Source organism: Shewanella sp. M-Br (assembly GCF_036245925.1).
In the GTDB taxonomy this organism is placed as follows: domain Bacteria; phylum Pseudomonadota; class Gammaproteobacteria; order Enterobacterales; family Shewanellaceae; genus Shewanella; species Shewanella oncorhynchi.
This window is the reverse complement of record NZ_BJBV01000005.1, coordinates 148,946-163,231: the sequence shown is the minus strand read 5'-3', so window position 1 is coordinate 163,231 and position 14,286 is coordinate 148,946. Positions and strand designations below refer to the sequence as shown.

The window sequence follows — 14,286 nt, the reverse complement described above, 5'->3', positions numbered from 1 at the left end:
TTTTGTTTTTGTAACAACAAGCGATGTCAAGAATAGTCAGCCGTATTTGCGCGGCTGCTAATCTTCATAAAAAATCCACGGATTTTGTTTGTCTTTTGTTGTACAATGCGGCGCGCTCATTTTCGGGGGCTCACTTGATGAACTCACGGATGATGGTAATTTTTTGCGGAGGAATGTATGTCTGAACGGGCTCCTGTAGTCACAATCGACGGCCCAAGTGGTGCTGGCAAAGGTACAATTAGTCAATTATTGGCTCAGCATCTAGGTTGGCAACTACTTGATAGTGGTGCTATTTACCGAGTTCTTGCGCTCGCAGCAATTCATCATAACGTTGAACTGGAAAATGAAGAATCTATCACGCTGTTAGCGGCACATCTCGATGTGAAGTTTCTAACAGGCAATGATAAAGATCCGGTTCAAGTGATATTGGAAGGTGAAGACGTCACCACCGATATTCGCACTCAAGAGTGCTCGAATGCCGCTTCGAAAGTCGCCGCGTTTCCACGGGTGAGAGAAGCCTTATTACGTCGTCAACGGGCCTTTAAAACGGCGCCAGGATTAATTGCCGATGGTCGCGACATGGGAACCGTGGTTTTCCCAAGTGCGCCGGCAAAATTATATTTAACCGCCTCAGCTGAAGAGCGTGCCCAAAGACGCTATAATCAGTTGCAGGACAAGGGCTTCGATGTTAATATCGAGCGCCTTTTAAGTGAAATTATCGAACGTGATGACCGCGATATGAATCGTCCGGTGGCTCCTTTAGTCCCCGCCGAGGACGCGCTCATTATCGATACAAGCGGAAAGGGTATTGATGAAGTGTTAGCGCTTGCGCTTAACTTTATCAACCAAAAATTATCCGGCACTAACTAAGTTAGCTCACCGGATAGGTATTCGTATTAAGGATGATACGGATAATTTGACTGACTCCACGTCTAGGACGGACAGTGGTTTAATAAAGAAAGTAACCTAAACATGACTGAATCTTTTGCTGATCTATTTGAACAATCCCTTCAAACTCTGGAATTCCGTCCAGGCTCTATCGTTCGTGGTACTGTTGTATCAATCAAAAACGGTATGGTACTGGTTGACGCGGGTCTGAAGTCTGAAAGCCCAATCCCAGCTGAACAATTCAAAAACGCTCAAGGCGTTTTAGAAATTCAAGTTGGCGATGAAGTTGACGTAGCTCTTGACTCTGTTGAAGACGGCTTCGGTGAGACTCAACTGTCTCGCGAAAAAGCGAAACGTCATGAAGCTTGGATCGTTCTGGAAAAAGCTTATGAAGATGCTGAAACTGTAATCGGTATCATCAATGGTAAAGTTAAAGGCGGTTTCACTGTTGAATTAAACGGTATCCGTGCCTTCTTACCAGGTTCTCTAGTTGACGTGCGCCCAGTTCGCGACACCGCTCACTTAGAGTACAAAGAATTAGAATTCAAAGTTATCAAGCTAGACCAGAAGCGTAACAACGTTGTTGTTTCTCGTCGTGCAGTTATCGAATCAGAAAGCAGCGCTGAGCGTGATGCACTGTTAGAAAACCTGCAAGAAGGTCAAGCAGTTAAGGGTATCGTTAAGAACCTGACTGACTACGGTGCATTCGTAGATTTAGGTGGTGTTGACGGTCTGCTACATATCACAGATATGGCGTGGAAACGTGTTAAACATCCATCAGAAATCGTCAATGTTGGCGATGAAATCAACGTTAAAGTACTGAAGTACGATCGTGAGCGCACTCGTGTGTCTCTAGGTCTGAAACAACTTGGCGAAGATCCATGGTTAGAAATCAGCAAACGCTACCCAGAAAACACACGTTTAACTGGTCGCGTTACTAACCTAACTGACTACGGTTGCTTCGTAGAAATCGAAGAAGGCGTTGAAGGTCTGGTTCACGTTTCTGAAATGGATTGGACTAACAAGAACATTCACCCATCTAAAGTGGTTAACTTAGGTGATGAAGTTGAAGTTCTGGTTCTGGACATCGATGAAGAGCGTCGTCGTATTTCTCTAGGTCTGAAACAATGTAAGACCAATCCATGGGATGACTTCGCAACTCGTTACAACAAAGGCGACAAGGTTTCTGGTAAGATCAAGTCAATCACTGACTTCGGTATCTTTATCGGTCTTGACGGCGGTATCGATGGTCTAGTTCACCTGTCTGACATTTCTTGGAACGGTACTGGCGAAGACGCAGTTTCTGAATACAAGAAAGGCGATGAAATCCATGCAGTGGTTCTGTCTGTAGATCCAGAGCGTGAGCGCATCAGCTTAGGTGTTAAGCAAACTGAAGATGATCCATTCAACGCATACTTGGCTGACAAGAAGAAAGGTACTATCGTAAACGGTACTGTTTCTGCTGTTGATGCTAAAGGTGTGACTGTTGAACTGGCTGACACTGTTGAAGGTTACATCCGTGTAGCTGACATTTCACGTGAGCGTATCGAAGATGCATCTACTGTCTATAATGTAGGTGATGCAATCGAAGCTAAGTTCATGGGTGTTGACCGTAAGAACCGCTCTATCAGCCTGTCAATCAAAGCGAAAGACGAAGCTGAAGAGAAAGAAGTAATGGCGACTCTGAACAAACAAGATGACGCTGTTATTAGCAATGCAATGGCTGAAGCGTTTAAAGCAGCTCGTAAATAATCGCCTGTTGTTTGGGGAGACATCTCTCCCCATTAGGCGACTGTGTTTGGCTTGATAATAGGGGATAGCTAGGATGACGAAATCTGAACTTATCGAAAAACTCGCCACCAGGCAGTCGCAGCTGTCGGCGAAAGAGGTTGAAGGCGCAATCAAAGAAATGTTGGAGCAAATGGCAACAACATTAGAAAGCGGTGATCGTATTGAGATCCGTGGCTTTGGTAGTTTCTCGCTTCACTATCGTGCACCGCGGACTGGCCGTAATCCAAAGACTGGTTCATCAGTCGATTTGGAAGGTAAATACGTCCCGCACTTTAAGCCAGGCAAAGAACTGCGCGAGCGTGTTGACGCCGTTAATGTGTGATTGACCGCATAGTAAAAAGCCTCCGTTAGGAGGCTTTTTTGTATCGATTGCAAGGCAATGCTGGTCAGCTTAGTAAATTTCTTGGATAATCATTAAATTGAAACGCGTTTAGGGAGTGCAGCGTGAAATCATTTGTAGCAACTGTGCTTGTGGCACTGTTATTTATTCTGGCGTTGATTTTTGGCGCGCGCAACGAACAAGTGGTGACCATCAGCTATTTTGTCGCACAGGGTGAATATCGTTTACCTGTTGTCTTAGCGATTGTCTTTTTTGCTGGTTTTATTTTGAGTTGGTTATTTGCTAGCTACTATATTGTCCGCTTGAAATTAAGTTTAGCGGCAACTAAAAAGAAACTAAATCAAGTGATCACTAAAATCCCTCAGGATGTAGACGCCTAATATGCTTGAGATCCTCTTTCTGTTGCTTCCCATTGCTGCCGCCTATGGCTGGTATATGGGGCGACGGAGCATAAGGCAGAATCAAAGTAATCAACGTAAACAATTGAGCCGGGATTATTTTACTGGCCTCAATTTCTTACTGTCGAACGAATCGGATAAAGCCGTCGATTTGTTTATCAGTATGCTAGATGTTGACGATGAAACCATAGATACCCATCTGTCACTCGGTTCGCTGTTCCGTAAGCGAGGTGAGGTCGACCGCTCTATTCGTATCCATCAAAATTTAATCGCGCGGCCTACATTAACTAATGAGCAGCGTGACATCGCTATGATGGAGCTGGGTAAAGATTATCTAGCAGCAGGTTTTTACGACAGAGCCGAAGAAATCTTTATCAACTTGGTCAGCCAAGACGATCACAGTGAAGAATCTGAAACACAGCTGATTGCTATCTATCAAGTGATTAAAGAGTGGCAAAAAGCCATTGATATCACTAAGCGTTTGAGTCGTAAACGTCAGCAAGTATTAAAGCCGTTAACGGCGCATTTCTATTGCCAGTTAGCCGATGAGGCAAGTGATGATGCGCAGAAAATTAAACTGCTACAGCAAGCGCTGAAGCAAGATCCCCAATGCGGTCGTGCATTATTGACCCTAGCGAAAAAATTCCTCGATATTCAAGATTATGCCCAGTGTAAGCAAATGCTGCTGCAACTGAAAAAAGCCGATATCGAGCTTTTTGCCGATGCAATTCCAACGGCCAAACAAGTTTATCGCGACACTCAAGATAAAGAAGGTTTTCAAGAATTACTCGCGGGCGCCATGGCCGATGGCGCCGGTGCTTCTGTGGTGGTCGCCTTAGCGCAGCACATGATAAGTCTTGATGAGATTAAAGCGGCAGAGACCATGGTACTCGATGCGTTATATCGCCATCCGACCATGAAAGGTTTTCAACACTTGATGCAGATGCATTTGCGCCAAGCCGAAGAAGGGCAAGCTAAGCAAAGTTTAACTATGCTAGAGCAGCTTGTTGAACAACAAATTAAATTCCGTCCGAGTTACCGTTGTAAGGAGTGTGGTTTTCCTTCCCATGCCCTTTACTGGCATTGTCCTTCCTGTAAAAACTGGGGCAGCATTAAACGGATCCGAGGCCTAGACGGCGAATAATCTATTAGAAGAATACACAGTTTGTGTAACCCCGTTGGAGAGATGATGACGACTAAACCTATCCTCGTAGCGCTTGATTACGATAATAAAAACCATGCTTTACAACTGATAGAAAAACTCGATCCCAACATGTGCCGCCTTAAAGTCGGCAAAGAAATGTTTACCTTGTTTGGCCCGCAACTGGTGAAAGATATCCATGATCGTGGTTTTGATTTATTCCTTGATTTGAAATTTCACGATATTCCCAATACTGTCGCCAAAGCCGTGGCCGCAGCCGCAGAGCTGGGCGTATGGATGACGAACGTACATGCCAGTGGTGGCTTAGCCATGATGGAAGCGGCTAAAAAAGCCTTACTGCCATACGGCGATAAAGCGCCTATGCTGATCGCGGTCACGGTATTAACCTCGATGAGTGATGACGATCTTAAATTACTCGGCATCAATGTTCCTGCGTTTGAGCATGTGCAACGTTTGGCGAAGCTCACGCAGCAAGCGGGACTCGATGGCGTGGTGTGTTCCGCCCAAGAAGCGACAGCCTTGAAATCACTGTTAGGTCATGATTTCAAGCTCGTGACTCCGGGGATCCGCCCAGTTGGCAGTGATGCTGGCGATCAACATCGGGTGATGACGCCACCTCAAGCGATAGCAGCGGGTTCTGATTACTTAGTGATTGGTCGCCCAATTACCAAAGCTGCCGATCCGTTAGCGGCATTGCAAGCGATTCACCAATCATTGGCATAGACGCCACACTAGCCGTCTAAAGCGCGGTTTGAAAGTCGTTTGATCGTTGTTTAAATAAAAAAGCTTGAAATCGCTCGTTGGTATCCTTGAGATGATGGATAAAAATTGAAATAGTATCTTAAATGACAACATAGAATAATGAATCACATCCTGAGTGCTTATCTCACTGTTCACGGAGAACGCCCATGTTTAATGCTACGATGTTTAACTATCAAGGTAAGAATGTTGTCGTTGTCGGAGGAACCAGTGGGATAAATCTCGCGATTGCCATTGCGTTCGCACAGGCTGGCGCAAATGTGGCCGTTGCGAGCCGCAGTCAAGATAAAATCGATGCCGCGGTATTGCAGTTGCAACAGGCCAATCCTGACGGTATTCATTTGGGGGTGAGTTTTGATGTGCGCGATCTTAGCGCCCTTGAAGTCGGTTTTGATAAAATCGCTTCTGAGTTTGGTTTTATCGATGTGCTGGTAAGCGGCGCGGCGGGGAATTTCCCTGCCAGCGCCGCAAAGCTTTCGGCCAATGGTTTTAAGTCGGTGATGGACATTGATTTGCTCGGCAGTTTTCAAGTGCTAAAGCAGGCTTATCCTTTGCTGCGTCGCCCCAATGGCAATATTATCCAGATTTCGGCGCCGCAGGCTTCGATCGCTATGCCAATGCAAGTTCATGTGTGTGCGGCTAAAGCGGGTGTGGATATGCTGACGCGAACCTTAGCGTTAGAGTGGGGCTGTGAAGGGCTGAGAATTAATTCGATTATGCCTGGCCCCATCGCCAATACTGAAGGTTTTAATCGCCTTGCCCCCAGCGCCGCATTACAGCAAAAGGTTGCCCAATCCGTTCCGCTAAAACGCAACGGCGTAGGTCAGGATATCGCCAATGCCGCACTATTCTTAGGCTCTGAATTAGCTTCCTATATTACGGGAGTTGTGCTGCCGGTTGATGGCGGTTGGTCACTTGGTGGCGCCAGTATAGCGATGACAGAGCTTGGCGAACTGGCCGCAAAAATGTAGTTTGGTTTTAGATTATTGATATTCAAAATAGAGAACTTTGATTTTATAGAAATTAAGTAGGTAATGATCCATGGCTAATGCATTACAAGAGCAGCTACTCAAAGCAGGGCTTGCCAGTAAACAAAAGGTTCGCGACGTTAAGACTCAAAAACGCCGAGATAAAAAATCTCGAGTTGATGATGGCTCAAGTGCTTTTAAGCAAGAAGTGGCAGAGCAAAAACGGTTGCAGGCGCAAAAAGATAAAGCGCTAAATGAGCAACGTTTTGCAGAGGCATCAGAGCGTGGGCAGGTGCGCGGTTTAATCACTGAGTTCACTAAGTCTGCGATTAAGATCCCAGCTTATGCTGAAGTGAAATTTAACTATACTCTTGATAATAAAATCTATTCTTTATACATAGATGAAAAACTGCAGGTAGAATTGCTTAAAGGGCAGTTAGGCATCGTACGTTACGAAGATAAGAGTTACTTAGTACCACATAAGTTAGCCGAGCGAGTGAAACTGCTGGTGCCGCAGTGGTGTGGTTATCTGTGGCAACAGGATGAATCTAAAGCTGTGGTTGTTGAAGATGATCCCTATGCAGATTACGCAATTCCTGATGATTTAATGTGGTAATTGCCACAAGCTTGTGAGCTAACGCTGCGACAATCCTGTGGTAAAGCTTATAAAATAGAGACCCTTAAGTTCAGGCTTAAGGGCTTTTTTATGCGTTAAATTTATATTTAGCTCGCACACTCGCATACTTTTATATTATTCACAGCTGTATTTGTAATGAGATTGTTTTCTACAGTGAACTGGTATAAATTAAAACAACTGTTTTAATCCTACGTTTAAGAGTCTACCAATGAATCCTTACCAAGCCCCGTTAACGGATATGCGTTTCCTACTGGAACAGGTATTTGATGCTCCAAACACTTGGGCACAATTGCCTGAGATTGCAGAAATGGTCGATATCGACACGGCTAATGCCATTTTGGAAGAAGCAGCCAAGATAAGTTGTGAGTTGATCCATCCGCTGAACCGGACGGGCGATGAGCAGGGCGTGTTGCATCAAGACAATCAAGTGATTACCCCTGATGGCTACAAAGCCGTTTATGAGCAGTATTCTCAGGGCGGTTGGATTGGTTTGTGTGGCGATCCTGAATTTGGTGGCATGGGGATGCCGAAGATGCTGGGGATCTTAGTCGACGAAATGGCTTACAGTGCTTGTAATGCGTTTACGCTTTATGGCTCGTTAACCGCGGGAGCGGCTTTATGTATCAATGCCCACGGCAGCGAAGAATTGAAACAAGCTTATTTGCCTAAGTTATATTCCGGCGAATGGGCGGGTGCTATGGATATGACGGAGCCGCAAGCGGGTTCTGATCTGCGTAATATTCGCACTCGAGCTTTACCGCAGGATGATGGTAGTTATGCCATCACGGGCAGCAAGATTTTTATCACGGGTGGCGATCATGATTTAACTGAAAACGTCATCCACTTAGTGCTTGCTAAGCTGCCGGATAGTAAAGGGATTTCACTCTTTCTGGTACCTAAAATATCGGTAAATACCGATGGCAGCTTAGCCAATGCCAATGGTGTATCAGTGGGGTCTATCGAGCAAAAGATGGGCCTTAAAGGTTCTGCGACCTGTGTGATGAATTTTGATAATGCCCAAGGTTTCTTGATTGGCGAGCCTAATCGCGGCCTCGTATGCATGTTCACTATGATGAACTATGAGCGTTTAGCGATTGGTATTCAAGGACTTGGCAGTGCGCAGGCGGCGTACCAGATGGCGGCCGATTACGCTAAAGAGCGTAATCAAGGCATCGCCGCTGGCGGCTCACCGACGGGCAGTGATTCTGATCCCATTATTGTCCACGGCGATGTGCGCCGTATGTTGTTGACTATTCGTGCGATGACAGAAGCGGGCCGTGCTTTGTCTGTGTTTACAGGACAACAGCTGGATTTAGCAAAATATGCCCAAGATGAGGTTAAGGCCAAAGCGGCGCGTTATGTGGGTTTATTAACGCCAGTGGCGAAAGCATTTTTAACCGATCGGGGTCTAGATGCGACTATCATGGCGCAACAAGTCTTTGGTGGACATGGTTATATTCGTGAAACAGGTATTGAGCAATTAGTCCGTGATACCCGTATCGCTCAGATTTATGAAGGCACCAATGGCATTCAAGCCATTGATTTCCTCGGTCGTAAAGTCACCGGCGATAACTTAGCCGCATTAAACGAATTTGTGGCAGACTTGAAGGCACAAATGCGGACATTCACCCATGTTGATGCGGTGAAAGTGGCGGCAGTATGTGCACGTTTAGATGCCTTGGTCATCGTTGCCGAGTCAGTTAATGATCGCAAAGTGGCTCAGCCTGCACTTATTAATGCGTGCGCGGTCGACTTTTTAGATGCCTTTGGTTACACCCTTTATGGTTTCTACTGGTTGGCTATGGTCGATAAGGTCGCGGATCATGAAGATAAAGCTTTCGCCGAGCAGAAAGTCTATTTGGCTAAGTTCTATTTTGATAAGTTATTGCCAAAAGCGGATTACCATATCGCTCAAGTCAGAGCGGGTGATGCGACGACTATGGCGATGCCTGCGGAGTTGTTTTAACAAGGCTTCGGTATATTCGTTTAGATAAAAACTGAAAAAGCACTGATGACTCAGTGCTTTTTTGTGCAAGTTTTTTACTCTGTAGCAGTTAATTAATGACTCTAGTGAGCCGCAGTATTCACAGTCGCAGTGGTTGATGACGGTTGCAGCACTGAAATCAATTGTTTAAGAAACTCGGCATTGAATGAGGGTTTATGTTGATTTTTCAATTCAGGACTCATGCCATTCTCAAGGATTACAAACAAGGTATCGTTATGCTGGGGCAAACGGATAAAGCCCGCTAAGTTAGACACGCCTTGCATCGAGCCTGTTTTAGCAAAAATTTGCTGTTTAAGCGGCGGCTTGTTGTAGCCCATACGATATCTTAAGGTGCCGCTGATCCCTGCCTGTGGCAGACTAGTGATTAACGGACTAAAGCGGCTATCTTGGTGGATTAGCGCCAACACCGCGGCTAACTGCTTGGCATTGAGCAAGTTATAGCGTGACAATCCTGAACCATCCACAATATTGGCGTTACTCAAATCTATGCCTAAATTCGTTAAAATTCGCTGCATGGCAGCGGTACCATTGGTAAAGCTGCCTTGGGTCTTAAAATAACTTTTACCAAGTTGCTTAAAAAGGCTATCGGCAATCAAATTATCTGACTTGAGCAGCATAGTCTCGAGCAGCTCAGGTAAGGGCGCCGAGCTATGGCTGGCAATTAGTTTTGCCTTTTGGGGTAAGCTAATGCCGAGTTGTACTTTACCCGCAAGAGACATCTCGCCTTTAAGTAGAGAGGTGAGGTTATCTTGGGCAAATTTGAACGGATCGCTGACCGCAATCGCCAGTGGTATCGCCTCACCGCCAGGGTAACAGCCGCGTAAATGGTAGTTATTTTGACCTAATCTGACCATATCAAGTTGGCAAAATTCGCGGCTCGCCTTTTGATCAAACACCGCATCGCTGCTGATTTTAACTCCATAACTCCCCGCGCGCAGACTTACCTGTGAAGGTTTGCTGGTAGAGCTTGGGCTAAACTGACCATAGACGCAGTTCTGATTGATAATATAACTCGACACTGGCGCGGCAAAACAAATGCCCAAATCATCCCAAACCCAACCCGGAGCTTGCATTTGCTCTTGTTTATCGCCGAGCAAATACAGATGTCCATCAATGCGATTAATGCCTTGTTTTACGAGATTGGCAAAAATGGCCTTGAGATCGGCTTGAGTTAGCGTGGGATCGCCACTAAAACGCAGATAAGCACTGCCTGCGATATGGCCCTTGCGTATCGGTGCATCTGTCCATAATTGTGTGACATAACGAAAATCAGGCCCAAGCTGAGCCACAGCACTGACTGCCGTGAGCAGCTTTTGGGTACTGGCTGGAATAAACAAGGTCTCAGCTTGTTGGCTATAGATCACTTGATTGTTCGACATATCCATTGCCAGTAAGGCGATTTGTGAATGTCGAGGGCTGATCTTGCTGATTGCTTGGCTAAGCGAAGTGGTTTGAGCACTTATCGGCCTAGAATCATGTTGCTCTGCATAGGCCATATTATGACTTGCGGCTAGGAGCAGGCCGGCATATAGAGTGGTTTTCAGTAACGTTTCCATGTTAGCTATTGGCCATTTTTATCAAAACATCATTAAGATTAGGTTGGTATTGTGTGCGGTTAATCCTCACTGCTGCCGTCATCCTTTTCCATCAAGCGATATAAACGTAGGGTAACAAACAATACCAGCCCAATAAACAACGGCAGGATGAGTAACCCTAACTGGGTTTTAAAATGGAAAATACCCCAAGCAAACAGCAATGTCAGTGCTAACGTCAGCAGAATTTTTTTGTTCATAGTCTTAATCTTGTATCGTGTGGTCTAATCGCAAATAGGCGGTTTAGTTTACGCTAAATCACTGGATTCGGGGTGAATGAAATGGGTTTGAAGATTATTTTGTGATTTGGCAGACATTTTGGGTGCAGTTTAGTGAAATTTGGACTGATTTGTAGCGTTAAGAATCACCCTATTTAGGGGCAACATATTGTGTGGACGGGCAAATAATGCCGAGAATACTCGCCGTAAAATGCGATTTCAAGCAAGGATAAATGAAGAAGATTTTTAGGTAAATCGGTGCACTGAAGTGGAATAAAATCGCGTGAGGTCAAATTACCAGCAAAACCGTTAGGTTTAACAAGACTTTTGGGAGAAAAGTCTTGCCGAGACGAGGTGAAGTCGGTAATTTCTACCCCTTACGATTTTAGGTTCTTAGGTAACAACTAAACCATGCCACATATTAGTATGCGCGGCTTACCACAAGCGGTCGTTGCAGCGTTCAGCCAAACATTACTGCAGTCATTGGCGGATATATGTAAAGGTAATGCAGAGAGTTTTACATTAGATTGGATCCCAAGCATCAGTTTTCGAAATGGAAAAATTGATCAACGCTTTGTCCAAGTTGAGTTACTCTGGTTCCCTAAGGACCCTGATATACATCTTAAAGTAGAACAAACGATCAGGTTGGCAGTGACAGAGGCCTATCCAGAGTTAACACATATTGCTGTGATGTTTTTATCACTGAACCCCAGTGCTTCCTATCGGGGTGGTCAGCATGTTTAAAGGAGGATGCCTTGCTAGATAAGCTTGGTGGAATAGCCGTTCAACCCGAGGCTTTAACGTGGTTGCTCACGCCATGCCGTTTCAAGGCAGAATTACTCGCTCGTATTGCGAGCGCCAAGCACAGTATTTATATTGCGGCGCTGTATTTAGAAGATGACGAAGCGGGTCGTGAGATATTACAAGCCCTCATGGATGCCAAAGCAGCAAATCCAACGCTTGATATCAAAGTGTTAGTCGATTTTCACCGTGCGAGACGTGGCTTGATTGGCCATAAAGGTGATAGCGGTAACTATTTGATGTACCGTAGAGTTATGGCTGAAGCCGAACATCCCATCGATATCTTAGGTGTACCCGTCAAATCCCGTGAATTTATGGGTGTGTTGCACCTTAAGGGATTTATTATCGATGATGCCGTGATTTATAGCGGTGCCAGTCTCAATAATATCTATTTGCAACAACACGATAAGTACCGTTTCGATCGTTATCACTTGATTGAGTCTGCCGAATTAGCGCGTAGTATGCGCGCGATGATCCAGAAAAATATCATTTCTGATCCAGCTGTGTGTTCATTAACGCAAGATGCCGAGCAAGAAGTGCTACCACCAAAGACGGATATGCGTAGCTTTAAGCTGAGACTGTCTGATGCTGAGTATCAGTTTAAGGAGACCCGTGATGGCAATCGCATCACGCCGTTACTTGGGCTAGGACGTAAGAAAAACTTGCTCAATAAAGTGGTTGTCGCCTTGGTGGAAGAGTCAAAAGACTCGCTGTTTATTTGCACACCCTATTTCAATCCGCCGTACATTTTAGTGCGCGCTTTAGCGAAGCATTTACGCAATGGCAAACGCATCGATATCGTTGTGGGCGACAAGACGGCTAACGATTTTTATATTCCGCCTGAGCAGGATTTCTCGACCATAGGTGCCTTACCCTATATGTATGAGCAATCATTGCGTAAGTTCGCTAAACGCCAACAGTGGGCGATTGATAATGGTCAGTTGAATATCCATCTGTGGAAACACGGCATCAACAGTTATCACCTCAAGGGCATCAGTGCTGACGGTAATAAGCATTTGATCACAGGCTCTAATCTGAATCCAAGAGCTTGGGCGCTGGATCTTGAGAATGGTTTGTTGATCCAAGATGAAATTGGCTGCTGGAAAGCTCAGTTTGAAGCCGAGCAGGCACATATTCTGGAACACACACAGCGGTTATATCACTACAGCCAAGTGGATACTTTACAGAGCTATCCTGCGCCAGTGAAGAAGATCATGACTAGAATTCGTCGCCTTAAAGCTGATTTTTTACTGCGTCGCATTCTGTAACGATTAAAGCTATCGAAGCTATAAATTAATCGGTATTTTTTATTTATTACAGTGTGTTATCGATTTAAAAAGCCCACAACAATGTGGGCTTTTTATTGACTGACGGTAATAGATTTAGCTTAAACCAAGAATTGTCGCTTCAAATCATATGCATTAAATCTGTGGCATTAAATTCTGGTGAGCATCATTTTGATCTTTGGCGTAATACAGAGACAGAATCACTAAAACTACCATTACAGCACTCAATATACCTATGCTTAACTGGCCGCCCATAGGCACTAAAGACATAGTTAATGCGGCAAGTCCGGCACCAAAATTTTGTAATCCCCCCAGTAATGCGCCCGCAATCCCCGCCTGACGTGGAAATGGTTCTAACGCAGCAGATGTTAGGGTAGGGAACAGCATGCCTGCGCCACTGAAGAATAAAATCGATCCAATAAGTAAACTCCAGCCAACCACTAAATTAAAAAGACCTGGGATCAACATAAATAATGCGCCAGCACCGAGTAACGCAACACCTTGGTAAACAACCCTTTGTGGCTTATTTTGTCGGCCAGCGATGAGTGCCCCCAGTAAGTAGCCAGGAATTGGCGCAACAAAATAACAACTGACCATAAAAGGTGTCAGTCCGAGATATTGGCCATAGAGTACGCCAGCAATGGCTTCAAAAGCGGCAATACCGGCAAAGGTTGCGATCAATGAAAATAAATAAGCGCGAAACGCTCTATGGCGTAGGACATGCTTATAGGATTTGAAAACGGCTTGATGTTCCCGTTGCGCCTTAGGTAAAGACTCTTTAAAGAGGAATATTAACAACAGCCAGACCATGACACCGAATACCGCTAATACCCAGTATACGGCTTGCCAGCCGAAATAGGCTGCACTGGCGCTGCCGATAAATGGTGCAAGCAAAGGTAAAAACACCACAGCCATAGAGACATAGCTATTAAATTTTACCAGTCGGTCGCCAAAGTAATGATCGCGGGGAATGCTCCGGCATAATGCGCCTGCGCTGGCTGTGCCTAATCCTTGGATAAGGCTCGCCATTATCAGTTGGTTAAAACTTGTGGCCTTCGCCGCGAACACAGCGCCTAGAACGAAAATTGCGATACCCACGATGAGTGGCATTTTACGGCCAACGCGATCTGACACTGGGCCATACACAAATTGAAACATCCCGTAGGAGAGTAAGTAACAGGCCATCACGGCTTGTAGTTGGCTGGCGTCCACATGGAGCCCGAGTGCGATTTGTGGAAGGGCAGGTACAAAAATCGTCTGCGCCATTTGGCCACTGGCGACCATAAAGACAATCATTAACAGTAGGCTAGACTGACTCGCCGCTGGAGCGACATCGTGATGAATAGGAGAATGTGGCGTGCCTGACATGATATTCCCGAAAAAGGTCACTTAAGGTATTTGTGCGCATCTTACTCCCTAAAATCGTAACTTCAAGTGTCAA

13 protein-coding genes and 1 pseudogene are annotated in these 14,286 nt (G+C 45.4%); 11 read left to right on the top strand and 3 right to left on the bottom strand.

Annotation, left to right across the window (positions count from 1 at the left end):
* Positions 1-177: 177 nt before the first annotated feature.
* The 9 genes and pseudogenes from cmk to AAA952_RS05765 all read left to right on the top strand — a co-directional run bounded on the left by cmk (position 178) and on the right by AAA952_RS05765 (position 8,909).
* On the top strand, positions 178-870 hold the full coding sequence (cmk, locus tag AAA952_RS05805) for a (d)CMP kinase (protein ID WP_220590307.1): 693 nt from the start codon (positions 178-180) through the stop codon (positions 868-870).
* A gap of 99 nt (positions 871-969) precedes the next feature.
* Positions 970-2,640: pseudogene (gene rpsA, locus AAA952_RS05800) on the top strand (30S ribosomal protein S1); the annotation flags it as partial.
* A 73-nt stretch (positions 2,641-2,713) separates the two neighbouring features.
* Entirely contained in the window at positions 2,714-3,001 is a 288-nt protein-coding gene (ihfB, locus tag AAA952_RS05795; RefSeq protein ID WP_006081718.1) for an integration host factor subunit beta, read from the top strand.
* A 122-nt stretch (positions 3,002-3,123) separates the two neighbouring features.
* On the top strand, positions 3,124-3,399 hold the full coding sequence (locus tag AAA952_RS05790; RefSeq protein WP_263167349.1) for a LapA family protein: 276 nt from the start codon (positions 3,124-3,126) through the stop codon (positions 3,397-3,399).
* A 1-nt stretch (position 3,400) separates the two neighbouring features.
* Positions 3,401-4,561, top strand: coding sequence for a lipopolysaccharide assembly protein LapB (gene lapB / locus AAA952_RS05785; protein WP_113940394.1), 1,161 nt, complete (start codon positions 3,401-3,403; stop codon positions 4,559-4,561).
* A 45-nt stretch (positions 4,562-4,606) separates the two neighbouring features.
* Positions 4,607-5,302 carry an orotidine-5'-phosphate decarboxylase gene (gene pyrF, locus AAA952_RS05780; protein ID WP_113940395.1) on the top strand — a complete coding sequence of 232 codons (696 nt, stop codon included), beginning with the start codon at positions 4,607-4,609 and terminating at the stop codon, positions 5,300-5,302.
* Between the two features lie 185 nt (positions 5,303-5,487).
* The gene (locus AAA952_RS05775; protein WP_338255229.1) at positions 5,488-6,309 is read left to right on the top strand and encodes an SDR family oxidoreductase; all 822 of its coding nucleotides are present in this window, start codon (positions 5,488-5,490) and stop codon (positions 6,307-6,309) included.
* Positions 6,310-6,379: 70 nt separating this feature from the next.
* Positions 6,380-6,922, top strand: a complete 543-nt coding sequence (locus AAA952_RS05770) for a DUF2058 domain-containing protein (RefSeq protein WP_338255227.1) — start codon at positions 6,380-6,382, stop codon at positions 6,920-6,922.
* A gap of 229 nt (positions 6,923-7,151) precedes the next feature.
* A complete protein-coding gene (locus tag AAA952_RS05765) occupies positions 7,152-8,909 on the top strand; it encodes an acyl-CoA dehydrogenase family protein (protein ID WP_338255225.1) in 1,758 nt (585 codons plus the stop codon).
* 101 nt (positions 8,910-9,010) lie between these two features.
* On the opposite strand, the gene dacB is transcribed toward AAA952_RS05765, so the two are convergent.
* Together dacB and AAA952_RS05755 are read right to left on the bottom strand one after the other, a co-directional pair.
* Complete coding sequence (dacB, locus tag AAA952_RS05760; protein ID WP_338255223.1) at positions 9,011-10,504, bottom strand: D-alanyl-D-alanine carboxypeptidase/D-alanyl-D-alanine endopeptidase; 1,494 nt, start codon at positions 10,502-10,504, stop codon at positions 9,011-9,013.
* Positions 10,505-10,563: 59 nt separating this feature from the next.
* The gene (locus AAA952_RS05755) at positions 10,564-10,740 is read right to left on the bottom strand and encodes a hypothetical protein (RefSeq protein ID WP_006081710.1); all 177 of its coding nucleotides are present in this window, start codon (positions 10,738-10,740) and stop codon (positions 10,564-10,566) included.
* Between the two features lie 429 nt (positions 10,741-11,169).
* On the opposite strand from AAA952_RS05755, the gene AAA952_RS05750 reads away from it, so the two are divergent.
* Both AAA952_RS05750 and pssA read left to right on the top strand, forming a co-directional pair.
* Entirely contained in the window at positions 11,170-11,502 is a 333-nt protein-coding gene (locus tag AAA952_RS05750) for a DUF1904 domain-containing protein (protein WP_028759882.1), read from the top strand.
* Positions 11,503-11,513: 11 nt separating this feature from the next.
* On the top strand, positions 11,514-12,827 hold the full coding sequence (pssA, locus tag AAA952_RS05745; RefSeq protein WP_028759883.1) for a CDP-diacylglycerol--serine O-phosphatidyltransferase: 1,314 nt from the start codon (positions 11,514-11,516) through the stop codon (positions 12,825-12,827).
* Between the two features lie 153 nt (positions 12,828-12,980).
* Here pssA and emrD read toward each other — a convergent pair whose 3' ends face one another.
* Complete coding sequence (emrD, locus tag AAA952_RS05740; RefSeq protein WP_338255217.1) at positions 12,981-14,213, bottom strand: multidrug efflux MFS transporter EmrD; 1,233 nt, start codon at positions 14,211-14,213, stop codon at positions 12,981-12,983.
* Positions 14,214-14,286 lie beyond the last annotated feature (73 nt).

Coding starts and splice junctions, on each gene's coding strand:
- lapB (WP_113940394.1), top strand. CDS start 3,401: ATGCTTGAGATCCTCTTTCTGTTGCTTCCCATTGCTGCCGCCTATGGC.
- emrD (WP_338255217.1), bottom strand. CDS start 14,213: ATGTCAGGCACGCCACATTCTCCTATTCATCACGATGTCGCTCCAGCG.
- AAA952_RS05755 (WP_006081710.1), bottom strand. CDS start 10,740: ATGAACAAAAAAATTCTGCTGACGTTAGCACTGACATTGCTGTTTGCT.
- AAA952_RS05775 (WP_338255229.1), top strand. CDS start 5,488: ATGTTTAATGCTACGATGTTTAACTATCAAGGTAAGAATGTTGTCGTT.
- ihfB (WP_006081718.1), top strand. CDS start 2,714: ATGACGAAATCTGAACTTATCGAAAAACTCGCCACCAGGCAGTCGCAG.
- dacB (WP_338255223.1), bottom strand. CDS start 10,504: ATGGAAACGTTACTGAAAACCACTCTATATGCCGGCCTGCTCCTAGCC.
- pyrF (WP_113940395.1), top strand. CDS start 4,607: ATGACGACTAAACCTATCCTCGTAGCGCTTGATTACGATAATAAAAAC.
- cmk (WP_220590307.1), top strand. CDS start 178: ATGTCTGAACGGGCTCCTGTAGTCACAATCGACGGCCCAAGTGGTGCT.
- AAA952_RS05765 (WP_338255225.1), top strand. CDS start 7,152: ATGAATCCTTACCAAGCCCCGTTAACGGATATGCGTTTCCTACTGGAA.
- AAA952_RS05770 (WP_338255227.1), top strand. CDS start 6,380: ATGGCTAATGCATTACAAGAGCAGCTACTCAAAGCAGGGCTTGCCAGT.
- AAA952_RS05750 (WP_028759882.1), top strand. CDS start 11,170: ATGCCACATATTAGTATGCGCGGCTTACCACAAGCGGTCGTTGCAGCG.